This is a genomic window from Gemella taiwanensis, assembly GCF_054054385.1.
The window spans coordinates 34,630-60,830 of sequence record NZ_JBSMTL010000004.1; the positions used below are offsets into that span (position 1 = coordinate 34,630).

General features: G+C 30.9%; 27 protein-coding genes and 1 tRNA gene. 19 read left to right on the forward strand and 9 right to left on the reverse strand.

What is annotated here, in order from left to right; genetic code table 11:
- Position 1: 1 nt before the first annotated feature.
- Positions 2–835, reverse strand: a complete 834-nt coding sequence (gene tehB, locus ACWOA3_RS04650) for an SAM-dependent methyltransferase TehB (RefSeq protein WP_456884354.1) — start codon at positions 833–835, stop codon at positions 2–4.
- Between the two features lie 192 nt (positions 836–1,027).
- Between tehB and ACWOA3_RS04655 the strand changes: the two genes are divergently transcribed.
- The 14 genes from ACWOA3_RS04655 to ACWOA3_RS04720 all read left to right on the forward strand — a co-directional run bounded on the left by ACWOA3_RS04655 (position 1,028) and on the right by ACWOA3_RS04720 (position 16,298).
- On the forward strand, positions 1,028–1,759 hold the full coding sequence (locus tag ACWOA3_RS04655) for a metallophosphoesterase family protein (protein ID WP_456884356.1): 732 nt from the start codon (positions 1,028–1,030) through the stop codon (positions 1,757–1,759).
- A gap of 458 nt (positions 1,760–2,217) precedes the next feature.
- Positions 2,218–3,612 (forward strand): CAP domain-containing protein, encoded by a 1,395-nt coding sequence (locus tag ACWOA3_RS04660; RefSeq protein ID WP_456884357.1) that lies wholly within the window; start codon positions 2,218–2,220, stop codon positions 3,610–3,612.
- Between the two features lie 302 nt (positions 3,613–3,914).
- Positions 3,915–5,291, forward strand: a complete 1,377-nt coding sequence (locus ACWOA3_RS04665) for a CAP domain-containing protein (protein ID WP_456884359.1) — start codon at positions 3,915–3,917, stop codon at positions 5,289–5,291.
- A 303-nt stretch (positions 5,292–5,594) separates the two neighbouring features.
- Positions 5,595–6,992 carry a hypothetical protein gene (locus ACWOA3_RS04670; RefSeq protein ID WP_456884361.1) on the forward strand — a complete coding sequence of 466 codons (1,398 nt, stop codon included), beginning with the start codon at positions 5,595–5,597 and terminating at the stop codon, positions 6,990–6,992.
- 191 nt (positions 6,993–7,183) lie between these two features.
- Positions 7,184–8,158, forward strand: a complete 975-nt coding sequence (gene selD / locus ACWOA3_RS04675) for a selenide, water dikinase SelD (RefSeq protein ID WP_420319599.1) — start codon at positions 7,184–7,186, stop codon at positions 8,156–8,158.
- Between the two features lie 27 nt (positions 8,159–8,185).
- A complete protein-coding gene (gene yedF, locus ACWOA3_RS04680; RefSeq protein WP_456884366.1) occupies positions 8,186–8,986 on the forward strand; it encodes a sulfurtransferase-like selenium metabolism protein YedF in 801 nt (266 codons plus the stop codon).
- 8 nt (positions 8,987–8,994) lie between these two features.
- Positions 8,995–9,270 carry a DUF3343 domain-containing protein gene (locus tag ACWOA3_RS04685; protein WP_271965580.1) on the forward strand — a complete coding sequence of 92 codons (276 nt, stop codon included), beginning with the start codon at positions 8,995–8,997 and terminating at the stop codon, positions 9,268–9,270.
- 100 nt (positions 9,271–9,370) lie between these two features.
- Complete coding sequence (selB, locus tag ACWOA3_RS04690; protein WP_456884370.1) at positions 9,371–11,254, forward strand: selenocysteine-specific translation elongation factor; 1,884 nt, start codon at positions 9,371–9,373, stop codon at positions 11,252–11,254.
- A gap of 54 nt (positions 11,255–11,308) precedes the next feature.
- Complete coding sequence (locus ACWOA3_RS04695) at positions 11,309–12,460, forward strand: aminotransferase class V-fold PLP-dependent enzyme (protein WP_456884372.1); 1,152 nt, start codon at positions 11,309–11,311, stop codon at positions 12,458–12,460.
- 10 nt (positions 12,461–12,470) lie between these two features.
- Positions 12,471–13,853 carry an L-seryl-tRNA(Sec) selenium transferase gene (selA, locus tag ACWOA3_RS04700; protein ID WP_456884373.1) on the forward strand — a complete coding sequence of 461 codons (1,383 nt, stop codon included), beginning with the start codon at positions 12,471–12,473 and terminating at the stop codon, positions 13,851–13,853.
- Positions 13,854–13,917: 64 nt separating this feature from the next.
- Complete coding sequence (locus ACWOA3_RS04705) at positions 13,918–14,355, forward strand: GNAT family N-acetyltransferase (protein ID WP_456884375.1); 438 nt, start codon at positions 13,918–13,920, stop codon at positions 14,353–14,355.
- A gap of 305 nt (positions 14,356–14,660) precedes the next feature.
- Positions 14,661–15,563, forward strand: a complete 903-nt coding sequence (locus ACWOA3_RS04710; RefSeq protein WP_456884376.1) for a class I SAM-dependent methyltransferase — start codon at positions 14,661–14,663, stop codon at positions 15,561–15,563.
- Positions 15,564–15,777: 214 nt separating this feature from the next.
- A complete protein-coding gene (gene rpsU, locus ACWOA3_RS04715; RefSeq protein WP_003147339.1) occupies positions 15,778–15,951 on the forward strand; it encodes a 30S ribosomal protein S21 in 174 nt (57 codons plus the stop codon).
- Between the two features lie 191 nt (positions 15,952–16,142).
- Positions 16,143–16,298, forward strand: a complete 156-nt coding sequence (locus tag ACWOA3_RS04720; RefSeq protein WP_442566081.1) for a cytochrome C biogenesis protein — start codon at positions 16,143–16,145, stop codon at positions 16,296–16,298.
- Between the two features lie 71 nt (positions 16,299–16,369).
- Here the strand turns inward: ACWOA3_RS04720 and fni are convergent, their stop codons facing one another.
- From fni to ACWOA3_RS04755, 7 genes are all read right to left on the reverse strand, one after another.
- A complete protein-coding gene (gene fni / locus ACWOA3_RS04725) occupies positions 16,370–17,320 on the reverse strand; it encodes a type 2 isopentenyl-diphosphate Delta-isomerase (RefSeq protein WP_003147337.1) in 951 nt (316 codons plus the stop codon).
- A 21-nt stretch (positions 17,321–17,341) separates the two neighbouring features.
- Positions 17,342–18,331: a mevalonate kinase family protein gene (locus ACWOA3_RS04730; protein WP_456884379.1), complete on the reverse strand. Its 990-nt coding sequence runs from the start codon at positions 18,329–18,331 to the stop codon at positions 17,342–17,344.
- Positions 18,298–19,209 (reverse strand): diphosphomevalonate decarboxylase, encoded by a 912-nt coding sequence (mvaD, locus tag ACWOA3_RS04735; protein ID WP_456884381.1) that lies wholly within the window; start codon positions 19,207–19,209, stop codon positions 18,298–18,300. The genes ACWOA3_RS04730 and mvaD overlap by 34 nt, the downstream gene beginning before the upstream one ends.
- Positions 19,191–19,997: a mevalonate kinase gene (gene mvk / locus ACWOA3_RS04740; RefSeq protein WP_456884382.1), complete on the reverse strand. Its 807-nt coding sequence runs from the start codon at positions 19,995–19,997 to the stop codon at positions 19,191–19,193. Before mvk ends, mvaD begins: the two co-directional genes overlap by 19 nt.
- Positions 19,998–20,200: 203 nt before the next feature.
- Complete coding sequence (locus ACWOA3_RS04745; RefSeq protein ID WP_456884384.1) at positions 20,201–21,091, reverse strand: cation diffusion facilitator family transporter; 891 nt, start codon at positions 21,089–21,091, stop codon at positions 20,201–20,203.
- A gap of 148 nt (positions 21,092–21,239) precedes the next feature.
- Positions 21,240–21,893, reverse strand: a complete 654-nt coding sequence (locus tag ACWOA3_RS04750) for a hypothetical protein (protein ID WP_456884386.1) — start codon at positions 21,891–21,893, stop codon at positions 21,240–21,242.
- Positions 21,894–21,914: 21 nt separating this feature from the next.
- Entirely contained in the window at positions 21,915–22,241 is a 327-nt protein-coding gene (locus ACWOA3_RS04755; protein ID WP_456884388.1) for a PadR family transcriptional regulator, read from the reverse strand.
- Between the two features lie 273 nt (positions 22,242–22,514).
- Between ACWOA3_RS04755 and ACWOA3_RS04760 the strand changes: the two genes are divergently transcribed.
- Together ACWOA3_RS04760 and ACWOA3_RS04765 are read left to right on the forward strand one after the other, a co-directional pair.
- Positions 22,515–23,327 carry a hypothetical protein gene (locus ACWOA3_RS04760; protein WP_456884390.1) on the forward strand — a complete coding sequence of 271 codons (813 nt, stop codon included), beginning with the start codon at positions 22,515–22,517 and terminating at the stop codon, positions 23,325–23,327.
- Between the two features lie 34 nt (positions 23,328–23,361).
- Positions 23,362–23,721 (forward strand): hypothetical protein, encoded by a 360-nt coding sequence (locus tag ACWOA3_RS04765; RefSeq protein WP_456884391.1) that lies wholly within the window; start codon positions 23,362–23,364, stop codon positions 23,719–23,721.
- 83 nt (positions 23,722–23,804) lie between these two features.
- Here ACWOA3_RS04765 and ACWOA3_RS04770 read toward each other — a convergent pair.
- Positions 23,805–23,888: transfer RNA gene (locus ACWOA3_RS04770), tRNA-Leu, on the reverse strand.
- A gap of 413 nt (positions 23,889–24,301) precedes the next feature.
- Between ACWOA3_RS04770 and spxA the strand changes: the two genes are divergently transcribed.
- From spxA to ACWOA3_RS04785, 3 genes are all read left to right on the forward strand, one after another.
- On the forward strand, positions 24,302–24,700 hold the full coding sequence (spxA, locus tag ACWOA3_RS04775) for a transcriptional regulator SpxA (RefSeq protein ID WP_172497960.1): 399 nt from the start codon (positions 24,302–24,304) through the stop codon (positions 24,698–24,700).
- A gap of 277 nt (positions 24,701–24,977) precedes the next feature.
- Entirely contained in the window at positions 24,978–25,856 is an 879-nt protein-coding gene (locus ACWOA3_RS04780) for a CvfB family protein (protein ID WP_271965094.1), read from the forward strand.
- Between the two features lie 4 nt (positions 25,857–25,860).
- Positions 25,861–26,142 (forward strand): hypothetical protein, encoded by a 282-nt coding sequence (locus ACWOA3_RS04785; protein ID WP_456884394.1) that lies wholly within the window; start codon positions 25,861–25,863, stop codon positions 26,140–26,142.
- Positions 26,143–26,201 lie beyond the last annotated feature (59 nt).

Genomic DNA, 26,201 nt, shown 5'->3' on the forward strand with positions numbered 1-26,201 from the left:
TTTATTTTGATATTTTTTGAGCAAGAATTATAGCGTATGGGTAAGGAGAAGCGGAAAGATTTTCATTATATTTAATTATCTTCCAGTCATTATAATAGTTTTTTAACTCACCTTCAATAAAAGTAAATGGGAATGGAGGACATCTATGACCTGCTTTGTTTAATGCGCTCACGATCAGGTTATATCCACCATCATTAGTTTGTTTTTTTATATTAGCAATAATGCTGTGTATCCTTGTTGGATTCAAATACATAAATATATCAGTAGCGAATATAAAGTCATATGTATCCTTTATATTTGCTTCAACGATATCGTGTTTAAAAACATTAAGATTTAGCTTTTCTTTAATTGATATGTCGGCAAGATCTTGTAAGAATTTCGCATCAATATCGACCGCAGTAATTTTAAAATCTAATGAAGAAAGGTATAATGAATTTTTTCCTTGACCTGCACCTAAGTCTAACGTTTTGCAAGGTTTTATGTATTTCATTGCAGCAACGATTTCCGAATGAGCCGGACTTAGGTCGTACTTGTTAAAAAAGTAATTCTCAGCTGTACAGTAAAACTCTAGGTGAAACTGTAGGTCAGTAGAATTAGGATGAATTCTAAATATGCTTTCTGGTTCAATGAGATTAATTTCACTATTTTTATTTAAAGAACACTGTTTAATTACGCTGTTCTCTATATCTAGAAAGCTTAATTTCATTTTTCCTTTAACTATTATCATCTTAGTCCAAACACCTTGTTTAGTATAAAATCCCTCTCTATAGGTTTTTGGAAGAGATAGAGCAGTAAGGTTTGAAGTACGTTTAAAACAAAGTAAATTATTCTCCATAAGCTGCGCCTTTCATAGTAATTTACTAATATTATATCATGTGAAAAGTTTAATTAAAAATGATATCCTATAGAATAAGCATTAAATTGTAAACGATATAATTCAATAGTGTTAATAAAACAATACTATTTACATTATAGTTATTTTCTATTATTATAGATATAAGAATTAAATGAAGAAGTAGGTGTTTTTATGAGAACAATAGTAATTTCAGATATACACGGATGTTTTTATACGATGAAGAAACTACTAGACGAAGTAGAATTCAACAGTAATGAAGATAAACTAATTTGTTTAGGCGATATGTGTGATAGAGGTAGGAACACCAAATTAGTTTGGGAATATTTTTATAATTTACAAAAAGCTCACAAACAACACGTAGTTTTATTGGGAAATCATGAAGACATGTTTAATTTAGCAATAAGAGAAGCAATGTATGACAATACATCTTCAAAAAGACAAAATCACTATTTTAGAAATAATGGATTAACAACATTACAGTCGTTTTATCCAGAAGCAACAACGGAATCACGAAGAGAATACTTCCACAAATTTGCTAGAGATAAAAAAAATCTAAGGAAATGGTTGCAAAATCTGTCTACAAGGTACGAGAGTCAAGATTATTTCTTTGTGCATGCTGGTGTAGATTTTAATAAAAACTTTTGGAATCAAATACATCGTGATATGGTTTGGATAAGAGAACCATTTTTAAGTAGTGAGAAGAAATATAATAAAAAAGTATTCCATGGACACAGCCCTGTTAAAGAAGAGCCTTATTATGAAATAAAAGATAATCGAATAAATATTGATGGTGGCTGTGTTTATGGGGGTAAGTTAAATATAGTAGTAATAGAAGAATCTGAATTAATAATCAAACAAAGTAAGATATTAGAAGAGGACATATATTACAATAAAGAGGGATAAGAGTTGATGAAATCAGCTTCTATCCCTCTTTTTGAACAAAAAAAACCGAGCACATTGTCTCGGTCTCTTATAGAAAAGGAAAGTTTATGAAGTTTATAACTATTTACTAGTTATGAATACATTATAAGTTTTGAACCTTAAATATACTTAAAATTTAGTTTTAAACAAAAAGATTTTAAAATAAATAAAATACTGATTTAAAAGTGTTTTTAAACAATATTTCTTACATTTAAAAGAAATAGAAGTTAAAAGTAACTAATAAAAATAAAGTAATTAAGTTATTTGCGCCGATTTGAATTATTCTCTTCATTTTTAAATATTTCTAAATTGTTACAAAATGTATTTTGTATTACAAAATACAAAATCTATTGATAATAAATTTTAGAATGATTATAATTAAGGAGAAGTAATTATTAAATTAAGAATTAAAACGATTTTACAAATGAGGAGAATATATAATGAAAAAACAAGGGATAAAGTTAACGAGTAAAGTTTTAACAGGATTAGTATTATTAACAGGTATAACATCACTACCAACAAATGCAGTTGAAGTTAAAACTGCAGCTGTTGATGTAAATAAAGCAAGCGTAAAAGCAAAAGTATATGAATTAAATGGTCATTATTATGCAAAACTAGTAGCAGATAAAGAAGTAGCAAATGTTATTGCTCGTATTACAACTGAAACTAAATCTGAGTTTGTATTAAAAAAAGATCTTATTAAAGCTGGGGAAGAAGTTGTAGTAGAATTAGACATGACAGCAAAAGCTCCAACAAGAAAATTACCTAATACAGAGGTTAAAAGAGAAGGATTTACTGCAGTTAACAAAGTAGGAACACATATTTTTAATATTAATGTTCGTTATGAAATCGCAACTGATGAAGTAAAAGCAAAACAAGAAGAAACCCCTAAACCAGTGAACGAACCTAAAAAAGAAGACGCGCCAGCAACTTCAGCAACTAATGATCAATCAAAAGGAAATGAAGCTGCAACTAAATCAGAACAACCAGCAGCAACAGCTCCTGCAGAAAATACAACTAAACCTGCAGAAGATGTAAAACCAGTTGAAGCTCCAAAAGCAGCTGAAACAACTGTTGCTAGACCAAATACTTCAGACAATGAGAAACCATCTGATAAACCAGCTGATTTATCTAAACAACCAACAACACCAGTTTCTGGAACAGACAGAAGTGCAGTAGCGACTCCAGCTAAAGAAGATACTAAAGCTGCTGAAACAAAAAAACAAGCAGTTAAAGAGGAAAAAGCAGCTACAACTACAAAAACAGAAGCTGAAAAACCGAAACAACAAACACCAGCAGCACCAGCAACAGGAAGTAGAGAAGAACAAATAAGAAAAGCATTCTTAGCAAAAGTTGCGCAATTAAGAAATATTAATGGATTACCAGCTTTATCAGAAAATGCAGCATTAAATTCTTCTTCTAAATTTAGAAGTGCTGATGTAACAACTCGTGGAATCGATGGAAATATTCACGGACCAAATGGATCAATCCAATATGAAAAAGATGCGGCAAAAGCAGCAGGATATCTTAACTCTATTTTAGCAAATATTGCAATAACAAGTGATTCTGGAACACCAGAGCAAGTGGCACAAAAATTATTTGATATCTTATTCAAAGAAAAAGGTAATGTAGTAGCTAAATATCCATACGGACACAGAAATACTTTATTAGATGCAACTGCTAAAGATGTAGGTGCAGGAGTAACTATAAAAAATGGTCAAGTATATCTTGTACAACACCAAAGCTCTAATGGAGCATTTAATGGAACTACTCCAAAAGCAGGTAAATATTTAGATGGATTAAATACTATTTACAGAAATGGTCAACCAGTATAAGATAAAAAATTAAAAATATTAAGCTAACTAACATCAAGATTATAGAAAATCTAATTAGATTTCTAAAATTAGATGTTAGTTAGCTTTTTTATATTACAATTTGAAGACATTAGTGTTATTGATATCTACAATTGTAACTAATTATATTCTGTGAAACCGCGTTATAATAATAATGTAATTAAATAAAAAGTTGTAACAAAATTGTAATGAAAATTGGGAATTATTACAAATCAGAAATTCTATTGATTAAAATACGTAAATTAGATATAATTGACTCAACAATAAATTTTAGGAGAAATTTAATGAGTAAGACGAAATTGACTAGAAGAATATTAACAGGGTTAGTATTATTAGTTGGAGCATCTGGAGCAGTTACAGTTGCCAATGAAGTTAATAATGCAGCAGTTAATGTTAATAAAAAAGATGTAAAAGCTAGTGTTTATGAAAAAGATGGACACTACTATGTGAAACTTACAACAGCTAAAAATGTTACTAATGTAGTTGCACGAGTAACTACAGAAGATAGAAAAGAATATGTAGTTAAAAAAGAGACTATTAAAGTAGGAGAAGTAGTAGAGTATGAAATCGACATAAATGCTGATGTACCTACTAGAAAATTACCACATACTGCAGTTAAAAGAGAAACTGTTAAATCTGTTGTAACTTTAGGGGATCACACTTTCAACGCTGTTGTGAGCTATGATGTAGAGGTTGCTGATTCTCAAGAACAAGCGACTAAGCCAGTAGATAAAAATACTGAAAAGAAAACAACTTTAGATCAACTTGCTGAGAAGAGAGAAGTAACAGCTGAACAAAAAGCTAAAGAAGAAGCAGAAGCTAAGAAAGCAGCTGAAGTAAAAGCGACGAAAGAAGCAGAAGCTAAGAAAGAAGCAGAAGCAAAAGCAGCTAAAGAAGCAGAAGCTAAGAAAGAAGCAGAAGCAAAAGCAGCAGCTGACGCTAAAATAAAACAAGAAGCGGACGCGAAAGCAGCGACTGATGCTAAAGTAAAACAAGAAGTAGAAGCAAAAGCAGCTAAAGAAGCAGAAGCTAAGAAAGTTGCAGAACTAAAAGCAGAAAAAGAAGCAGAGGCAAAAGCAAAAGCAGCAAAAGAAGCCGAAGCTGAAAAAGCAAAACAACAAACACCTGCAACACCAACAGCAGGAACTAGAGAAGAGCAAATAAGAAAAGCATTCTTAGCGAAAGTTGCACAATTAAGAAGCATTAATGGATTACCAGCTTTATCTGAAAATGCAGCATTAAATTCTTCTTCTAAATTTAGAAGTTCAGATGTAACAACTCGTGCAATTGACGGGAATATTCATGGACCAAATGGATCAATTCAATATGAAACAAATGCGGCAAGAGCGGCAGGATATGCTAACTACATTTTAGCAAATATTGCAATAACTAGTGATTCGGGAACACCTGAACAAGTTGCACAACAATTATTTGATATTTTATTCAAAGAAATAGGTAATGTAGTTGCTGCATATCCATATGGACACAGAAATACTTTATTAGATGCAACTGCTAAAGATGTAGGTGCGGGAGTAACTATAAAAAATGGTCAAGTATATCTTGTACAACACCAAAGCTCTAGTGGAGCGTTTAATGGAACTACTCCAAAACCAGGTAAATATTTAGATGGATCAACAAAAGTTTTTCTAAACGGTAAATAAAAAATACTAAACTAAATATATTAAGCTAACTAACATCAAGATTATAGAAAATCTAATTAGATTTCTAAAATTAGATGTTAGTTAGTTTTTTATATTACAATTTGAAGATATTATTGTCATACTCATCTACAATTGTAACTAATTATACCCTATTAAAACTTATTCTAATGCTAATGTGATTTAATAAAAAGTTGTAACGAAAATGTAATGAAAGTTGGGGTTTATTACAAATCAGAAATTCTATTGATTAAAATATGTAAATCAGATATAATTGACTCAACAATAAATTTTAGGAGAAATTTAATGAGTAAAACGAAATTGACTAGAAGAATATTAACTGGGTTAGTATTATTAGTTGGAGCATCTGGAGCAGTTACAGTTGCCAATGAAGTTAATAATGCAGCAGTTAATGTTAATAAAAAAGATGTAAAAGCTAGTGTTTATGAAAAAGATGGACACTACTATGTGAAACTTACAACAGCTAAAAATGTTACTAATGTAGTTGCACGAGTAACTACAGAAGATAGAAAAGAATATGTAGTTAAAAAAGAAGCTATTAAAGTAGGAGAAGTAGTAGAGTATGAAATCGACATAAATGCTGATGTACCTACTAGAAAATTACCACATACCGCAGTTAAAAGAGGAACTGTTAAATCTGTTGTGACTTTAGGAAATCATACTTTCAACGCTGTTGTGAGCTATGATGTAGAGGTTGCTGATTCTCAAGAACAAGCGACTAAGCCAGTAGATAAAAATACTGAAAAGAAAACAACTTTAGATCAACTTGCTGAGAAGAGAGAAGTAACAGCTGAACAAAAAGCTAAAGAAGAAGCAGAAGCTAAGAAAGCAGCTGAAGTAAAAGCAGTGGTGGATGCGAAATTAAAACAAGAAGCGAAAGCTAAAGCTAAAAAAGAAGCTGAAGCTAAGAAAGCAGCTGAAGCAAAAGCAGTAGCGGATGCAAAAGCAAAACAAGAAGCAGATGCGAAAGCAAAAGCAGCAAAAGAAGCAGAAGCTAAGAAAGCAGCAGAAACAAAAGCAACTGAAGATGCTAAATTAAAACAAGAAGCAGATGCGAAAGCAAAAGTAGCGAAAGAAGCAGAAGCTAAGAAAACAGCAGAAGCAAAGGCAGCGGCTGACGCTAAATTAAAACAAGAAACAGAAGCAAAAGCAGCAAAAGAAGCTAAAGCTAAGAAAGCTGTTGAACTAAAAGCAAAACAAGAAGCAGATGCGAAAGCAAAAGCAGTGAAAGAAGCCGAAGCTAAAAAAGCGCCTGAAGCAAAACAAACAACTACAGTAGCTGGTGGATTACCAGAAGTAACTGCTGCAGAATTAGCAGATCCTGCGATGAATGGATTAACACCACATACTAAAAAGATGAAAGTAGCTTTAGCGAAAAAATTCGGTATAACAAGCTTCTCATTATTTAGAGCGGGTGATGATGATGGAACTGGTCACGGACATAACTCAGGTATGGCTGTAGACTTCATGGTACCAGTAAACTCAGCACAAGGTGATCAACTTGCGGAGTACTTAACTAAGCACATGGATGAACTTGGAGTTTATTATATTATCTGGAAACAAAGATTCTATATGCCACAATTTAACATCTATGGTCCAGCAAATACATGGAACTTGATGCCTAACCGTGGTGGAGTAACTGCGAACCACTATGACCACGTTCACGTAAGTTTCAAAAAATAATAAATAAAATTATAGACAATTAACAGATGAAAATTACTATCTGTTAGTTGTCTATTTTTACATTAAAAAACTAAATAATACTTTTAAATTATAGTGTGAAGTAGTATAATTATAGATAAGTAGTAGTATAGGAGGTAAATATGTCAGAGAAGAAAATGAACATGATAGTTTGTGGAGGTTGAAACTCGAAAATAGGGCCGGGAGCCTTATCAGATATACTAAAAGACCTTCCCAAAAAAGAAGATAAAAATTTAATAGTTGGGTATGAATCTTCGGATGATGCAGCCGTTTATAAAATTTCCGAAGATAAGGCGATTATTCAAACATTAGATTTCTTTACAACAATGATAAATGATCCATATCTATATGGGCAAATTGCAGCGACTAATGCGCTAAGTGACGTCTACGCTATGGGTGGAGAAGTTATCTCAGCATTAAATATAGTAGCTTTCCCAGAGAATATGGACTTAGAAATTTTACATCAAATACTAAAAGGTGGAGCGGAAAAAGTTCATGAAGCAGGAGGGGTTCTTGCAGGAGGACACTCTATTCACGATGCTACACCAAAATACGGATTATCAGTGACAGGAATTGTTCATCCTGATAAAATATTACAAAATAACAATTGTAAAGTAGGAGATTTATTAATTGTAACAAAACCATTAGGAGTGAGTATTATTAATACAGCTCATATGGTAAAGGAATGCTCAGAAGAAGCATTTGCTCAAAGTGTTAAACAAATGACAACCCTTAATAAATATTCAGCTCAAATGATGAAAGATTTTAATGTTAATAGTTGTACAGATATTACTGGGTTCGGTTTTTTAGGACATCTTGTAGAAATGTTGGATGGTAAACATTCAGCAGAAGTATATTCGAAAGATATTCCATATATCGAAGAAGCGTATAAATGTGCAAATGAATTTGTTATCACTGCAGGAGGTCAACTTAACAGAACATTCGTTGAACCAAATGTAGAATATCAGATTAAAGACTTTGCATTAGAAGAAATAATGTATGATCCACAAACATCTGGAGGACTTTTAATAAGTTTACCAGAAAGTGAAGCATACGAATTATTAGAAAAACTAAATACTCTTGAAATTAAGAGTGCTATAGTTGGAAAAGTTATAGAAAAACAAGAAAAAGCAGTTATTATTAAATAACACAGAAGACAATAGGAGAATATAAGTATGAAAAAAGAAATTTTAGATGCACAAGGCTTAGCTTGCCCGATGCCAGTTATTCAAACAAAAAAATTATTACTAGAAAATGATGTAGTAGAAACAATCGTAGACAATGTTATAGCAACTCAAAACTTAGAAAAAATGGCTACACAATTAGGGTTCAATTTCTCGGTGAAAGAAGAAGCAAAAGATAAATATATCGTTACTATTTCTAAGGGAGAAGTTAGCGAAGGTGTAGTTGTGGATACATTATGTGATAAATGTGTTGTTCCTGTGACTCAAGCTACACGTGCACTAGAAGAAGATACAAAAGTAACTCTATTAGTAAAAACTGAAGATAGTGTAGAAAGTCTTAGAAAATTCGCTGATAAAAACAGTTATGAGTTCAAAGTTTCTAATATTGAAGGTGGCTTCAAAGTTGAAATTACAAGAGAAGAAACTCCACAATTAGAAGTTTTACCAGTTGTTAAGGATGACAGCTATATCGTTGTGATTAACAAAGATCAAATGGGACATGGTAGTGAAGAACTAGGTAAAAGATTAATTAAAGCATATCTTTATGCTTTAGGTGAACAAGAAGTTCTTCCTAAAAAAATTATTTTCTACAATAATGGTGGAATTTTAGTAGATAAAACTCGAAGTCACGTACTAGAAGAGCTAAAAACACTAGAAGAAGGTCGAGTAGAGATAGTTTGCTGTGGAGCATGTATCGATTATCACAAAATTGATTTAGCAGTTGGGAATCCAACGAATATGTACTTCATCGTAGAAGACATGAGAAAAGCTAACAAAGTAATTCAACCGTAGGAGGAAGCATGGTAGAAGAAGGATTAGTAGTTTTTAATAGTACGCACGATTCAATAAAGGCGGATAACATTTGTCTAGAAAGAGAAATGGGAGCGTCACTTATTCCAACACATCCATCTATAGGTGTAGGTTGTGGATTTATGCTAAAAACAGCTTGGGATAATTTCGATAACATTGTAAGAATGTTAGAAGATGAGAAAATTGAATATCGTGGTTTGTATTATTCTAGAAAAGCTGGAATCAAAAGAATAATAACAGAATTAAAAGATTATAAATTAAAATAAAATTTTGGATAGAGGTTATTATAGAGAAAGTTTAAAATCTATTTTGTAAAGTTCTCTCACATAATCTCTATTCTTAATATAATGTGTAAAGGTGAATTGTATGAATAACAATGTAATTATTGGTACTGCAGGGCATATAGATCACGGGAAAACGACCCTGATAAAAGCTCTAAGTGGTATTGAAACAGATACTACTCAAGAAGAAAAAGACAGAGGAATGTCGATAAATCTTGGATTTGCTTATTTTGATCTACCAAGTGGAAAAAGATGTGGTGTAGTTGATGTTCCAGGACATGAAAAATTTATAAAAAATATGTTAGCTGGAGTTAGTGGAATAAACTTAGTATTATTACTAGTTGACTCAAGAGAAGGGATAATGCCTCAGACGAAAGAGCATATTGACATATTAACGTTACTAGGAATTGAGAACTACATTATCGTAATGACGAAAATAGACTTAGTTGAAGAAGAATATCGTGAACTTGTTAAAGAAGATATCCGAGAATTCATTGCTGGAACAGTTCTTGAAAACTCTCCAATTATAGAAGTAGACTCAATTAGTAAAAAAGGATTAGATAAACTTTTAGAAACGATTGATAAGAAAACAGAAGATATCGAAGCGAAAAATATCGAGAAAAATGCTAGACTTAATGTTGACCGTTCATTCCAGGTAAAAGGATTCGGAACTGTTGTTACAGGAACACTTACGGAAGGTGTAGTAAATGTAGGTGATGAACTAGTTATTTATCCAAAAGGAATAAAAACAAAAGTAAGAAATATTCAAGTTCACTCAAAAGATGTAGAAAGAGCTTACTCAGGTCAAAGGACAGCGATAAACTTAGCGAATATCAAGTTTGATGATGTAAAACGTGGAGATACTCTAGCGACTGCAGATTCATTAACAAAGACTTATATGCTAGATAGTGAGATTAAATTAATCAATGATGAGAGAGCTAATCTTGAATTATGGGATAGAGTACGTGTATACATAGGTACTGAAGAAGTCATGGCAAGGGTTGTACCTCTTGGAACAGACTTATTAAAAGCAGGAGAGAGTAGTTTTGCTCAACTTAGACTAGAAGACGAAATAGCAGTAAAAAACTATGACAAATTCATCATTCGTACTTATTCACCAATGATTACAATAGGTGGAGGGGTAATTCTTGATGCTAGTCCGAAAAAACATAGTAGATTTAATGAAGAAATTCTTGAAAAACTTAAAGTGCAACTTGAAGGGAATACATCAGATTTAATAGCTAACTACATACTATCTCACAATAACTATTTAGTTTCTAAAGACAGTATCGTAAAAGATTTACAACTCCCAGAAGAAGAGGTAGTAGGATCAATAGCACAACTAGTAGAAACAGCTACAGTTTATGAGACTAAATTAGGATATATTCATAAGAAAAAATATGAAGAAGTATTAGAAAAACTGAAAAAATTATTAGTAGAATATCACAATAGATTCAAATTGAAAGTGGGTATTCCTAAAATTGAGGTGCTTTCTAAGTTTAAACTTTCTCAAAAAGAAACATTAGAGATGCTTGATCTATTTATAGAAAACAACGAAATTCGATTAGAAGGTAACTTAGTAGCTGAAAAAGATTTCGTAGTTAATTACGATAAGAAACAATTGGCTGAAAAAGAAAGAATAGAGAAGGCTTTACTAGAAGGAGGATTCACACCACCGACTATTAAAGATTTAACTAACGGAGAAAAACCGAAAGTTGAAATATTAGAATCTCTAATAGATAATACGATAGTCAGACTAGATGCAGATTTAGTATTACATGCAGATGTATTAAAAGAAGCTATTCAAAAAGTAGAAGAACACTTTAGTGCGAATGAACAAATGGGATTAGCCGAATTTAGAGATATGACAGGTTCTAGTAGAAAATATTCTATGGCTATTTTAGAATATATCGATAAGCTAAGAATTACTAAACGTGTAGAAAACTATAGAGTATTAGCAAAAAAATAAATAAAGAAGGGAGCTAAGTCATTATTTTTACGTGACTTAGGTAAGGTAAGGGATATGAGTTATTATTTCGACTACGGTGCAACATCGCTAAAGAAACCAAAAGAAGTTGCAGACAAAGTCTACGAAGTACTATCATCGGCGAAATATGCAAATGCATCAAGAGGTAGTTATTATGAAGCGAATAACGCCTTTCGCGAAGTGTTTGAAGCAAGAAATGATATTGCAAAATTTTTCGGTTTAAGAGATGAAGATAGAGTAGTATTTACGAGTAATTCTACAGAAAGTCTAAATATAGCAATACTAGGATTATTAGAAAAAGATGATCATGTAATTACGACTTCAATGGAACATAATTCAGTATTAAGACCAGTTTATTTAGCTCATGAAACAATTGGATGTGATTATACGATTGTTAGAGCTGGAGAAACAGGATTAATCGACTATGAGGAGTTAGAAAAAGCTATCAAACCTAATACAAAAATGATCGCTATCACTCATGGTTCGAATGTTACAGGAAATATAGTAGACTTGGAAAAAGTTGCTGCTATCTGTAAAAAACATAATCTTATTTCAGTTGTTGATGCTTCGCAAACTGCTGGAGTAGTTCCTATTAATATAGATGAACTAGGAATAGATGTCCTATGTTTTACTGGACACAAAAGTTTATACGGACCACAAGGTATTGGGGGTCTATGTGTAAGACTCAAAGAACCTGAAATTAAGAGATTTAAAGTTGGCGGAAGTGGAGTTAGAACTTTTGATGAGAAGCATCCAGGAGAATATCCACTGCGCTTAGAAGCAGGTACTCTCAACACTGCAGGAATCTTAGGATTACATGAGGGAATAAAATATATAAATAGACAAGGAATAGAAAATCTTTATAAAAAACAAATGGACTTTGCGAACAAATTCTATAACGAATTAAAAGACTTAGACTGTTTAGAGTTTTATGGAGATTTTGCAAAAGAACGTACAGCAGTAGTTTCATTGAACTTTAAAGGTATTTCAGCTTCGGATGTTGCAGATGTACTTGCTGAAGAATATGATATTGCTGTTAGACCTGGAGCACACTGCGCACCTCTAATGCATGAGGCACTAGGGACAAAAGAACAAGGTATAGTGAGATTCTCTTTTTCTAGTATGAATACTGAAGAAGAAGTAGACTATGCTATTAATGCTATAAAAACATTAGCAAAAGAAATTTAGGAGAATTATTATGTCAAAACAATTATTATCACAAATTCCCGCAATAAATAAGATTTTATTATTAGATGAAGTAAAAGCATTGATAAATGAGTATTCAGAAGTAGCGGTGAAATCAGCGATAAAAGAATATATTGATAGAATTAAACAAGAAATACTAAATGAAGAATTATTCGAAGTTCCAAGTTTAGAGAAAATTGTAGTAGAAGTTACACAAATAGTAAAAAAAGAAGATAGAAATTCTTTACGCCGAGTTATAAATGCAACTGGGACAATTTTACACACAAACTTAGGGCGTAGTTTATTAAGTCTGAAGATTAAAGAAAATATTGAGAGTGTAGCATTTAACTATTCTAATCTTGAGTTTGATATCGATAATAAAAAACGTGGAAGTCGTTATGTTCACCTTATTGATATTATCAAAAAATTAACAGGTGCAGAAGATGTACTTGTAGTTAACAACAACGCAGCGGCAGTATTATTAACATTAAATACGCTAGTTAAAGACAAGGAAATAGTAGTTTCTCGTGGAGAGCTAGTAGAAATTGGTGGAGCATTCAGAATTCCTGAAATTATAAAACTAAGTGGTGGAACACCTATCGAAGTAGGGACTACGAACAAAACACACTTGAAAGACTATGAGAATGCTATTAATGACAATACTGGAGCATTGTTAAAAGTTCATACTAGTAACTATAAGATTGTAGGATTTACTAAAGAAGTATCTAATGAAGAGATATCTTACCTTGCTCGTGAGAATGAACTGGTATCTATAAACGACTTAGGAAGCGGGCAGTTCGTAGACTTTTCTAAATATGGATTACCTTATGAACCAACTGTAAAAGAAGTTCTTGATAGTGGTATTGATATAGTAACTTTCAGTGGTGATAAACTTCTAGGAGGTCCACAAGCAGGTATTATAGTTGGTAAAAAAGAATATATAGAAAAAATGAAAAAGAATCAGCTTACTCGTACATTACGTGTAGATAAGATGACTTTAGCTGCATTAGAAGCTACATTAAAACTATATCTAGATGAAAAAGAAGCACTAGAACACATACCGACATTACACATGATTTCATTATCAAAAGAACGTTTATTTGGTAAAGCAGATGTACTAAAAACAAAACTTAGTGTCTTAGACTTCAAGATTACAATAGCTGAAGATAAGGCAGAAGTAGGTGGAGGAAGCTATCCAGCAAGTTACTTAGAAAGTGTTGTGGTAAAATTAGAACACCCAAGATTAAGTGCTACAGAGCTAGAACGTCGTCTATTAGAAGTAGAAATACCTATCATTACACGTATTAAAGACAACGAATTAATTCTTGATATGAGAACACTTCGCACTAGAGAATTCGATCTAGTAAAACAAGCTTTAATAGAAGTCGCGAAGTAAACATAGAATTTAAGTTGTAGTAAGTTGGATATTAAATAATATAAAAAAATCAGAGGGTGAGTATATGTTCAGGGAAATAAATATTGTAGATACACCGGAAGTAGCAGAAATTTGCAAAACTGCATTAGGTTATGATGTAGATATTGAAAATGTGAAAAGACAAATAGAGAAGTTAACTAATGATAAAAAGCACCATACTATTATCGGTTATGAAGATGAAAAAACAAGGAAGATTATAGGATTTGTTCATGCTCAAATGTATGAAAGTTTCTATAGTGATCTAGGATTAAATGTTCTAGGACTTGCTGTTAATCCTGATTTTCAGGGTAGAGGAATAGGTAAAAAACTTATGAATAAGTTAGAAGAATATGCTGTAGATAATAATATTAGCTTTATTAGATTAAATTCTGCCTTGAAACGTGAAGAAGCACATAAATTTTATGAACATATTGGTTATACCTGTGATAAAGTTCAAAAAAGATTTATAAAGGTATTTGAGTAAGAAAATTAAAACAGAAGTTTTGACGTTTTAGCTTACTTTTAGAAAGTTTAAAAATAAGATTTATATAATCAAATGTAAAGTATTTGATTATGTAAATCTTTTTCGTTTGTTTTTGGTTTATAGAGAAAATAGGTGGATGTAAAATTTCGCACCAGCTCCACATGAATTCGCACGAGAATTTTATTAGAGATGAAGCTTTATAAAAATAATATATGTTTTAATTATAAAATATTCACTCTTTTGCAATATTAGGTTATAATAGTAAAGTGTTAGATTTATAAATAGATATTGATATAGGAGGAACCATGTCAGATTTAGAAAAATTATTTTTTAAGATAGATAAACAGGTAGAAGAGAACAAAGGTGAAGGACTATATTTCGATTCTTTAGTGAATTACTTAACTTTGGAGAATGATGAAGATTATTTTGATATTGTCGACAATTTCTCTAAAGAGGATATTAAAAAAGCTTATCAGTTTTTACTTTTAAAAGCTCTTAAAGAGTTGAATAATCCTAGTTACGATATTACACCAGAAGTTATTACTATGTATGTATCTCACATTTTAGAGTGTTTATACAATAATGAGAAGATTTCTGTAGCTGATTTTGCTAGTGGAAGTGGGAACTTCTTAATCAACTTAGCTGCCTTATCAAAAGGTGAATACGAGTTAACTTCTGTAGATGTTGATAATAACTATGCTAGATTACAACAAAATATTTTCAATTTATTAGAAACTAATGTTGAGATCATTAATCAAGATGCGCTTAAGCCTTTAAATATTAAAAAGCAAGATGTCATTATCAGTGATGTGCCTTTTGGATATTATGCTGATGAGGATAACAGTTTAAACTATAAACTTTGCAGTGCTGAAGGATATAGCTTGAATGCCTTACTATTCATTGAACAAGCGGCTAATTACTTAAATGATAGTGGTGTAGGGGTATTAGTAGTACCTAAGAAAGTTCTTGAGCTTGAAGATAATTTTAAGAAGTTCTTAGAAGAAGATATTAATTTAAATGCGGTAATTACTTTACCTGATGAGATGTTTAAAAATGCCTCACAACAAAAAGCTATTATTTTAATAACTAAAAAAGGTCAAACTAAATTGCCAAATCAAGTATTTTTAGCTCAAGTACCTAGTCATAAAAATAAAGAAGGTTATGCTAATTTTATTGAAGAATTTAAAAATTGGTTATCTGAAAAATAGTATCATTAATGTATAAATGAAAAGGTTATTTTCGTAGAAATATGTTAATAAATTGCTATTAAAGGTTGACAAGAACGTAAGAATATAATACAATATGTAAGTAGATTGCTTAAAGAGCGGTCTTAATGATTGAATGTTTGTATTTATTTTACATTCTAAACATTTAATTAAGTATTAAATTAAGATTTTGTAGTATCGGAGGGAGGGAAATCCAATGTCAAAAACTGTAGTTCGTAAAAATGAATCACTAGAAGATGCACTACGTCGTTTCAAACGTGCTGTTTCTAAAAACGGAACTATCCAAGAAGTTCGTAAACGTGAGTTTTATGAAAAACCAAGCGTTCGTCGTAAGAAAAAATCTGAAGCGGCTAGAAAACGTAAATATTAATAATTGGTAATTAACACGCAATTTATTAATAAAATCTAAAAAACTTTCCCTCTTTTAGATTTATTTAAAAATAAGAACCTCATCGTAAGATGAGGTTTTTTTTTATATTTATATAATGGAGTAGGCCTACTCTTGTTAAAAGTGAAAAATTGTGTTATTCTTATTTTAATTATTATCATTAGGAGAATAGTATGTTTGCAATAATTTGTTTAAATATTATGTTATTAATTTCATGTTGGTACTTAATTGCTGAAAATCAAAAGAATAAAAATAAAATTAATGGTCTACAAGACGATTTAAATAAAGCAATAAAAAGATTATCAGCACTAGAAGAGTCTCAAAAGTAGTAGTTTTGAGTATAGAGATACCGCATAAACTAAAATAAGATTCCATCCAAGCCGGACGGAATCTTATTTTTTTAAAATTCTACTTTTCTTATTTTTTTATCTAATTCAGCTATATTTCTAGCGTTCATTAATATCATTAAGAACTTAACTTCTTTTTTCCATTTTTCAATTTCTTGAATAAGAGCAGCTTTTCCTTCATTTACAAGAATTTCTAAGAAAATTTTAGAAACACCAACCGCTTTAGCTCCTAATGCTAGACATTTTACAACGTCTAGTGGATTACGAATACCTCCACTTGCGATAATATCGATTTTATCTTTATAAGAGTAGGCGATTTCTAAGCTTTCTGCAGTAGTGTAGCCAATTGCTTCAAGGTAAGTTGATTTATCAGTTCTTCGACCATTTTCGATTCTTGCGAAGTTTGTTCCACCCATACCACTGATATCAACGGCTGGTATATTTAAATCGATAGCTAGTTTGATAGTCGCTTCGTTCATACCAAAACCTGTTTCTTTTAAGATTACAGGAATAGGAGATTTAGAGCTGACTTCTTTTAGGTTAGCGTACCAACTTTCGAAGTTATGATCACCTTCTGGCATAACGATTTCTTGAAGAGGATTAGTATGAAGTTGAATGTATTTTGCTTGTGATTTTTCAATTGCTTCTAAAACAAGTTGTGGATCTTTATCTAAACCTAAGTTTACCGAATAACCTTTAGGATAAGCTTCTTCGTCTTCTTTACTCTTAAGAGCTGGAGAATATGATCCTGGGAAAAAATTAATTCCACATTTTTTACTAACTTCCATAAAATCTTGATTAATTTTGTTACAATCTTCTCCACCAGCAGTTATAGCATTGATGAAGAATGGATATTCCCAACGATCTCCACAAACTGATGTCGAAGTATCCACATCATCTAATCCAAAAAGTGGAATACTGTTGTAATCAATTGCGTATGAGTCCAAGCTAGTTACTTTTGTTTTATCAGCAAGCGCTAATCTAATATGATCTTTTTTTCTCATAATTAATCCTTTCGTAGTATATTATAATTTTTCTAAGTTTAGTTGCAACTGATACTTATTGTTATTTTTCTCGAATCCTAATACAATGTCACCACTACCTGAACCACTTTGCTTACCAGCAGAATGTGATTCAATATAATTTTTCATGGCATTGGTTTCCATAGGTATTTTAGAGAAACTTTCTAAATAAAGTAGGTTTTCTCTAAGTTTATTTATCGTATTAAGAGCATTTGATGCATCCGTTTCTACTAAATTCTCTTTTAATGTATTTACAAGGTGATTAGAAGTCTCTACAAAAACTTTAAATTCTTCTTTATAATTATCTTTATGTTCTTTCCAAAGTTTAACGTGCTCTTTCGTATCAACAGCTTCACCAGTCCAACGCGCTAAGATGCTTAAATCAGCTTTAGGATGTATTTTTTCAATAAGAAGTCCATCCCAATTTGTGTTAATTATTTCTTTAACAGTTTTGTCTTGGTGAATCATTTCATTAACGAACTCGGCATTAAATTTTTGATAGAAGGTGATTCCATCGTTGATACTCGCAGCAACATCCCCCATGGATCCGCTTAGATTGTGTTTAATATTAAATAGGGCGACTAATTTGAAAATAGTTAAATTATTATAAGGAATATTTTCAAATGATAAGATTGCACGAGCTATAGCGACAAGAACAGCACCAGATGAACCTAGACCGTATTTTTTATCATCGCTATGAAGTTCATTGAAAATAGTTAAAGCGAAGGTCTTATTACTAATTGTATATTCTGTTAAAAATTGGATAAATTGTTGAACTAGTGTGAAGTTACTATTTTCTTCAAAAAGGCCAACAGAAGTTTTATTAATTGTGTCGAATATAGTAGTTTTATCACTTTCTTCTACAAATACTGTAATTTTTTTAGGGACACTTGTTATTAGTGCAGAAGCGTAATCTTCTAAAATCGCATATTCACCAGCGAGATAGAGCTTACCGTATGCTACTCCATGCACAAAATTATTTTTTTCTTCCATAATTTTGAAATTTCCTCATATAATTTGTCTTGATCTTCCCTTAAGTATAATACTTTCACATTTGGGCCAGCATCCATAGTGAAGTAACATCTATAACCTTTAGAACGTAGTTCTTTTACGATATCCATAGCCATGTAGCTTTCTTCAGTTAAGAATGAAAAACTTGGAGTAGATGTAGAAGTTGTACCATGCATAGCTAGTGCGTTACTTTCTGTAATCTCACCAATTTTCTTGAAGTCAGCTTCTTTTAGAGCTTCTTTCATTAATACAAAATCGTTTTTAGCTTTTTCAACCCAAGCGTCAAATGTTGTCGATGTTTGAACACAGCGTTCCATTGCGACACGACTAGAAATTTTCTTTCTATCCTCGTTAACTACAAGAACCATCATTCCGAAGTCTAGAGAGCATTCTAACTCTTCAACACTTCCATCTTCAAGCCATGCTGCAAGTTTATAGAAGCTTCGGCATGAAGAACCAGATCCTTCTTTAGCTATTTCAACTAATTCTTTAGTAGTTTTGTTTAATTTGAAATATTCATTACATGCAAGCACTAATGCCATAGTACCGCTAGAACTTGAAGAAAGTCCTGCAGCAGTAGGAACAGTATTATAACTTCTAATAGTTATAGCTTCACGTTCAGTTGGTGTGAATTTAGAGATGAATTTAATCATTTTATCAACTTCTTCTTGGCTTTGTTTTTCGTCATTGATATAAAATTCATCAACATTATTATCGTTTTTCTCAATTTTTGTTTTTGATAAAAGATTGTCTAATCTTAAAGAAATATTAGGATTATAAGGTAAGACAGGATCTTTAGATTTTTTCCCCCAGTATTTAACTAGGGCAATATTAGCATAACCTAAACTGTAACTATCCATGATGAATATCCTTTCTCTTTTAATGCATTTTGAATTTCTAATGCATTTTCTTTTGTTTTGCTAAGACTAATGCAACAACCACCAGCACCACCGCCAGTTAGCTTGGCACCAATTGCATTATTGTTTTTACAAATTTCTACGACTTCATCGTTGCTCGCGTGACTTACTCCAAGTTTACGCAATAAATCATGAGCTTTATACATATATTGTCCGACAAGATCGATGTTTTTATTTTTTAACGGTTCGATTACTAAATCAGTAATTCCACCTAATTCAGCAATATATTTCTCGTATTCAACATAATTATCAGCTATGTGTTTTAGAGTTTCTTTAGTAATTCCAACAACACCAGTATCAATAATCAGTAAATAACTATTTAAATTAAAACTTAACTCACTAGCTCCGTCTTTTTTTGAAAATAAAAGGGGAGTGTCACTAAGTACTTGATTTATATCAATACCGCTAGGATTCCCGTGGATAAATTTCTCACATTTATTAGCGATTTCTCTAACGTTTGGGAGTTTTTTTGCACGTGCAATAGCGATACTCAGTGCAGCAGAAGAACCTAGTCCACGCCCTACAGGGATGGTACTAGTAATATTAATTTTTGTTTTATTATCAATTCCACATGAATCAGCGATGAAGCTAAGAATCTCATCTCTTTGTTGAATTGTATCTGTTTCTTCTAAAGTGACTTCTACATTCATTTGTGGAAGTGGAATAGTAATTCCTTTGTATCCATAAACGACTGCATGTTCACCGAAGAATATTGCTTTTGCGTGCGTCATAAATTTAAAAACTCCAATTTTATATTTAAGTAGTATTTTATACTATTTAATAAAAAGAAAATTAATAGTATAAAATACTTTTATACGTACAATAATTATACTTTTAGTATTTGTTTTTGTCAAACATCGGTGCAGTAAAAAAAGATGAAATTATACTAGAAGTAACTTAAGTTAAAAGAAGTACAATTTCATCTTGAAATATTTTAATGTGAATGGCAAGCAATACCATGTGGTTCTAAGTGTACTAAAGTTTCACAATAATAGAATTCTTTAGATAATGCTTTTTCAATTTTTACGGTAATGTCGTGACTCTGTTTAACATTTAATGATGGTTCAACAGTAACAGTAATATCGATAAAGTATAGTAAGCCATGAGTTCTACCTTTCGTATCTACTATTGATGTTACACCTTTAATATCATTTACAATATCGTTAACCTTATCTATCACTTCAGTATCAACGCCGTCAGTAAGAACATGTGTAGATTCTTTGAAAATACTAACAGCAGTGTAAATAATAAGTAATCCGACGATTATTGCGACTACTGAATCAGCTATTGGAAGTCCGATATATGTAGCGATGATTCCTATTAATGTTCCGACAGAAACAAAAGCGTCACTAAGATTATCAAGGGCTGCAGCTTTAAGAGATTTACTTCCAATTTTTTTAGCTAGACGAATATTATAGAAATAAACCCCAAGCATAATGGCACTCGCTATAAAAGCGACAACGGCAGACAGTAGGCTAGGTTGCTCGTAGCTTCCTGAAATAATTTTTTTTATTGCATACATTACTACTTCGATTCCTGCATATAACATAATGAATGAAGCTATTAATGTTGAAATTAATTCAGCTCTGAAGTGACCGTATAAATGATCTTCATCAGCTGGTTTTCTAGAAATTTTCAAACCGATAAGTACGCATACTGATGAAATTACATCGGTAGCGTTGTTAATACCATCGGCAACTAAGGCTGAAGATTTAAAAAACAGACCAGCGCAAAGTTTTAAAACGGTCAGCAATAAATATGACAGAATACTAAGTTTGGCACCTTGTTCAGCACGTTTTAATTTATCGAAAATTGAGTTGTTCATGGCTTCCTCCTAAAATAATGTTTTACCATTATAACAGGTTTAAAAAAATTATTCAATAGAAAAAATGTTATTTTTTAATTAAAATTATTTCGCTAAGGTGAACTTTAATAAAGAGACACTCGACTAAAGGGTTAGCCGAGCGAATATATTATATCTTTTTAGAATAGTATTTTTTGAAAGTTAAAAATATGTATATGTAAGAAAGAGCACTAAAAATTCCGTAAAAGTATAAGAAGTTAGTTGATAATGTTACTTCTAGAGAAAGGTACTCTGGAATTATTTTTAATTTATCTAGAATCGGTATTAAACCAAATGATACTTCAAATATTATTAATGATGAAATATATATAAACCACTTATTTTTATCTGTTTTTTTATAAATTAGTAGGTATAAGCAAATCAAAGAACCTAAGACTAATACTACTATAGATAATATTGTTAGAATTGGTTGGATAGTTTTAGAAAATATTGAAGGTGCTAAAGAACTAATAATCAGAATTAAAAGATAGACTAAAGAAAATCTAAATATTTTTATTTTGTTTTCCTTTGGTAGTTCTGCAATTATTGATGAAGATAATTTGTTTATATCATTTCCAAAAACATCGGTAAAGCTCTTTCCTTGTTTTTGATATAAAATCAAATCTTGTAATATTTCTAGTAATTGAATTTCTAGAGCAGATTCATTTTTTGCAGTATTTTTCATCCGACAAGCGACTAGAAGTTCCTCATAATATTTCTTATTTTCTTTATTAAGTTGTAGTCTAAGTTGGTTATTATGTTTTAGTAGGTTAGCTGTATTCATATTGCATCCTCCTTGATAATATCATTTATCTTTCATAATCTCTGTAATTGTTGTACTTATATTTCCCCATATATCTTTAAATGAATTTATATATCCTTTACCTTGATCAGTAATAGAATAATATTTCCTCGGAGGTCCAAAGTTACTTTCTTTCAAATAACTAGTAACTAAATTTTCTTTTTCTAGTTTTAATAGTAGGGGATATATAGTTCCTTGAGCAACCATATCAAGTCCATAATTAGAGAGCTGTTCAGTTATTTCGTAGCCATACATTTCTTTGTTTTTAATTAGCTGTAATATGCATGCTTCTAATGTACCTTTTAGTATTTGAGAAGTGTTAATTTCCATTTTGAAACCTCCTTTCTTAGTATTTTGTTATTAATATATAAGTTATAAATTCACACTATCTTGTTATACATAATAGTACCATAGTAAAGGTATCTTGTAAAGCAAAATAGCGGTATGTGAGATTATAAATTTACTATGAAAAATTATATATATATAAAGTAAGTGAAGATAATATATGGGAAAATTTATATTAAACTATTGTATTTTTATTGAATTGAATGATTTACTGTTATAGAAATGGTATAATATAATAAAAAATAAAGGAGTATAAGTATGTCTACAATAACTTTTTCAATTTGGCAATTATTTAAAGAAAATAGCAATGGAATACGATGGAAAAACCCTGTTAGGGAAGATTTCCCTAGGGAATTTGATGAGAATTTAGATTCAATAAAGGGGATTAATCATGTATCAATATTTAGCGATGATAATTATATTTTTTTTGTGATAGAATCAGGAAGTTTAGAACCTAGAGATGAATATGTTATTGATAAAAAATCTAAAAAGAAAAGAAAAAACCCTAAAAAAGAAACTGAAATTGAATTGTTAAAACAAATATTTGCATATTATGATTTTAATTCGAATTTATTATATTTGTCGGATGTAAGGAACAAAAGAACTTTCGAAGATATTATACGAAAAATTACAAGTGGAAACTTTATGATTAAAGGAATCTATGAAGAAAAAGAAACATTCCTTAAATTGCTTAGAAATGTAGAAGAAATTAAATTCACCTCAAAAAATAATCTTTTCTCGGAAGATTCAGAGAAAAGAAAGGCATTGATTGATTTAGTTGGAACTAATGAAATTACTGATTTAACACTGGATATAAAGGCTAATTCACATAGATTCAATCCTATTAATCTTTTAAATAAATTAATGAAGGAGGAGAAAGATTATGCAATTAGTGGTTTGTTAATACGTGGTAGTGATGAGAGTGGATTTGAACATGTATATAATCAACAAACTTTTATAAAAAAAATAACTGTTGAGGCAGAAAAATATTCAGGTAAATTTTATGCAGAGGATGTTAAAATAAATCTTCAAAGAAAGATTAAGGAGCTTACTGATGTTAAAACTAAGTAAAAAAGATAGAAGGATATTTTGGAGTACAATAATCATGTGTCTGGTTTCATCTTATTGTTTAAAAAGTATTTTTTTTGCAAAAAATGAATTCATAATTACAATATTAACTGTTATTATTGGTTTTATATTATCAGCAATTGCAATAATTTTTTCTTCTTCATTAAGGAAAGAGTTATACGATCAAAAATCTAAAGGTTATGAATCACTTTGGCATAGATTGATTTCGATTTGTTACAGAATTTTTATATTTAATTTACTTTTTGTGGGAGCTATCGCGATTTTACCAGCACATTGTCCAAACTGGATTATTATGGGATTATTTATTAATTCAGTTGTTGAGTTAGTATTCGTTATCCGCATATTATTTAGGTTGTTGTCCATTGAGATAACTTAAGATAAATTTTATTAGTAATTTTTAGAAAATTATATTTTTAAAAACAAAAAAGACAAGGCTTAAAAACCTTGTCTTAATCATTATACCAGCAGCCGGGGTCGAACCGGCACGATGTTGCCATCGCTGGATTTTGAGTCCAGTGCGTCTGCCAATTCCGCCATGCTGGCATATGTCTATGATAACACACATAAAATACTTTGTCAATTTCAGTACAAGATATAAAGTAGACACTCTAGATAATAATTTCAGTAGAAATTAGAGATTTTGGATAGATTTTATTTATGTTTTAGTTTTAGATTGTATAATATGATAGTTAGATTATGTAAAGAAGTGTTTTATGAGTTTATTATTATATAATTTATTTTAACTAATCAAATAAAAAATGTAAGGGTGTAACATTATTCTTGTGTTTACAAGGATAGTCAAGCGTGAAACAATGTAAAATAAGTGTTTTTAGTTGACAAATTAAAATATTTTTTTTAATAGTATATTGTAAAACGATAATATATGTAGTATAATATAGTAGTATATAGAATTATAAAAATATTAATGTTATTTTTATAAAGGAGTGTGAGTGCTGGTGGTAGTTACGTTGTTTACATCGCCTAGTTGTACTTCTTGTAGAAAAGCAAAAGCTTGGCTTATAGAAAATGATATAGACTTTGTGGAAAGAAATATTTTTTCAGAAGCTCTAACAACAGATGAAATTAAAGACATTTTATCTATCACAGAGCACGGAACAGAAGATATAATTTCCTTTAGATCAAAAACGTTCCAAAAATTAAACTTGGATATCGAAAGTATGTCTATTCAGGAGTTATATAAAGTTATTCAAGATAATCCAGGAATGCTTAGACGACCTATCATTGTTGATGATAAGAGATTACAAGTTGGGTATAATGAAGATGAAATAAGAAGATTCCTTCCAAAGGAAATAAGAGTAAATCAATTAAAACAAATAAAAAATATGGTTAAGTAAGTACGCCCTGATACTACTTTTACCGATTAATTTAAAGGTTGATATTAGGTATCAGCCTTTTTTTATGAGAAAGGGGCTGACCCAAAAGCTCTAAAATTTAACAAAGTTCATATGAAAACTCATAGACGCAGTGGTTTATTGATATCTAAATGCGCTTTATAAAAGCTTTTTAGATATCTAATAAACTTTGCGGGGGTGACTCGACAAAATCGATTTCTTCAAAATCGCGATTTTTGAGTCACTCCCATTTAACAAGAATAAAAGAAAGAGGTACTTGATGGAAAGAGAAGATATAAAATTTATTACTGGAGAAATTCATTTCTTAGAGTTAGTAGAAAAGAAAAGTTCATCATTAGTTTTTAAAGGACCGAATGATGAAGAAATAAGCTGTAACGAATCTGACGTTGAAAGTTTAGATGATTACGAAATTGGAGAAGAGTATTCAATGTTCGTATATCCTTCACGTAGTGGGAAATTATTCGCTACACCAAATATACCAGAAGTAACTTATGGTGATTATGCATTTAGTAAAGTTGTAAAAGTTGAGGAAGATAGGGTAGGGCTTGATATAGGGTTCTCTCGTGAAATCCCACTTTTAGGAGAAGATTTACCTAAGTTAAGAAGTGTATGGCCAAAAGAGGGGGACGAGCTGTTTATTACACTTCGTCGTGATTTCAGCGGACAATTATTCGCTCGTTTAGCGACAGAAACAATCGTAGCATCTTTATATTCAAAAGCTACTAAGAGTATGAAGAACAAGGACATTGAAGCTTATCCTTATCGTTTAATGCGTGTAGGAACATTTTTACTAACAAAAGATGGTTACAAAGTTTTCGTTCATGAAAGTGAACGTGAAAAAGAACCGCGCCTTGGTGAGAAAGTTACTCTACGTGTTATAGGAGTTAAAGATAATGGTGAAATCAACGGTTCATTCTTACCTCGTGCACACGAAAGAATGGATAGCGATGGTCAAGCTATAATGGACTATATTGAAAATAATGGTTATTGCGAATTTACTGACAAATCTGATCCAGAAGAGATTAAAGCAGTATTTGGAATGAGTAAAGGAAGCTTTAAACGTGCTGTAGGAAGACTATTCAAGAATAAATTAATTATGATTGAAGAAGATGGGTTATACAAACGCAAAGGAAGATAAGACTATGAAAAAAATAAAATTAGATAAAAATGCATTGTTAGGTGGAATTGTTTTAGAAAACGATAGATATCAAGTAGTGCACATGAATCTGAAAACAGGGAACCAAACAGACTCATATAGTAATGATAAAAATATTTTATTACTAAACATTAGTGGGAAAATTACAGTAGCTTTTGAAGAAGAAGTAGAAACTGTAAATGAATTTGAACTATTAGAAATCCCAGCAGGAGTAGAGCATGTGGTTACATGTCTACAAGATGCGCAGATTTTTGTAGTTAAATTATAAATTACATAAGGTGGCTTAAATGGGTTTCTTTTTAGGCCACTATTATTTTAGAAAATTGA

Bases quoted from the DNA above. Each gene is read 5' to 3' on its own strand.
- tehB (WP_456884354.1), bottom strand. From the start codon at position 835: ATGGAGAATAATTTACTTTGTTTTAAACGTACTTCAAACCTTACTGCT.
- ACWOA3_RS04655 (WP_456884356.1), top strand. From the start codon at position 1,028: ATGAGAACAATAGTAATTTCAGATATACACGGATGTTTTTATACGATG.
- ACWOA3_RS04660 (WP_456884357.1), top strand. From the start codon at position 2,218: ATGAAAAAACAAGGGATAAAGTTAACGAGTAAAGTTTTAACAGGATTA.
- ACWOA3_RS04665 (WP_456884359.1), top strand. From the start codon at position 3,915: ATGAGTAAGACGAAATTGACTAGAAGAATATTAACAGGGTTAGTATTA.
- ACWOA3_RS04670 (WP_456884361.1), top strand. From the start codon at position 5,595: ATGAGTAAAACGAAATTGACTAGAAGAATATTAACTGGGTTAGTATTA.
- yedF (WP_456884366.1), top strand. From the start codon at position 8,186: ATGAAAAAAGAAATTTTAGATGCACAAGGCTTAGCTTGCCCGATGCCA.
- ACWOA3_RS04685 (WP_271965580.1), top strand. From the start codon at position 8,995: ATGGTAGAAGAAGGATTAGTAGTTTTTAATAGTACGCACGATTCAATA.
- selB (WP_456884370.1), top strand. From the start codon at position 9,371: ATGAATAACAATGTAATTATTGGTACTGCAGGGCATATAGATCACGGG.
- ACWOA3_RS04695 (WP_456884372.1), top strand. From the start codon at position 11,309: ATGAGTTATTATTTCGACTACGGTGCAACATCGCTAAAGAAACCAAAA.
- selA (WP_456884373.1), top strand. From the start codon at position 12,471: ATGTCAAAACAATTATTATCACAAATTCCCGCAATAAATAAGATTTTA.
- ACWOA3_RS04705 (WP_456884375.1), top strand. From the start codon at position 13,918: ATGTTCAGGGAAATAAATATTGTAGATACACCGGAAGTAGCAGAAATT.
- ACWOA3_RS04710 (WP_456884376.1), top strand. From the start codon at position 14,661: ATGTCAGATTTAGAAAAATTATTTTTTAAGATAGATAAACAGGTAGAA.
- rpsU (WP_003147339.1), top strand. From the start codon at position 15,778: ATGTCAAAAACTGTAGTTCGTAAAAATGAATCACTAGAAGATGCACTA.
- ACWOA3_RS04720 (WP_442566081.1), top strand. From the start codon at position 16,143: ATGTTTGCAATAATTTGTTTAAATATTATGTTATTAATTTCATGTTGG.
- fni (WP_003147337.1), bottom strand. From the start codon at position 17,320: ATGAGAAAAAAAGATCATATTAGATTAGCGCTTGCTGATAAAACAAAA.
- ACWOA3_RS04730 (WP_456884379.1), bottom strand. From the start codon at position 18,331: ATGGAAGAAAAAAATAATTTTGTGCATGGAGTAGCATACGGTAAGCTC.
- mvaD (WP_456884381.1), bottom strand. From the start codon at position 19,209: ATGGATAGTTACAGTTTAGGTTATGCTAATATTGCCCTAGTTAAATAC.
- mvk (WP_456884382.1), bottom strand. From the start codon at position 19,997: ATGACGCACGCAAAAGCAATATTCTTCGGTGAACATGCAGTCGTTTAT.
- ACWOA3_RS04745 (WP_456884384.1), bottom strand. From the start codon at position 21,091: ATGAACAACTCAATTTTCGATAAATTAAAACGTGCTGAACAAGGTGCC.
- ACWOA3_RS04750 (WP_456884386.1), bottom strand. From the start codon at position 21,893: ATGAATACAGCTAACCTACTAAAACATAATAACCAACTTAGACTACAA.
- ACWOA3_RS04755 (WP_456884388.1), bottom strand. From the start codon at position 22,241: ATGGAAATTAACACTTCTCAAATACTAAAAGGTACATTAGAAGCATGC.
- ACWOA3_RS04760 (WP_456884390.1), top strand. From the start codon at position 22,515: ATGTCTACAATAACTTTTTCAATTTGGCAATTATTTAAAGAAAATAGC.
- ACWOA3_RS04765 (WP_456884391.1), top strand. From the start codon at position 23,362: ATGTGTCTGGTTTCATCTTATTGTTTAAAAAGTATTTTTTTTGCAAAA.
- ACWOA3_RS04780 (WP_271965094.1), top strand. From the start codon at position 24,978: ATGGAAAGAGAAGATATAAAATTTATTACTGGAGAAATTCATTTCTTA.
- ACWOA3_RS04785 (WP_456884394.1), top strand. From the start codon at position 25,861: ATGAAAAAAATAAAATTAGATAAAAATGCATTGTTAGGTGGAATTGTT.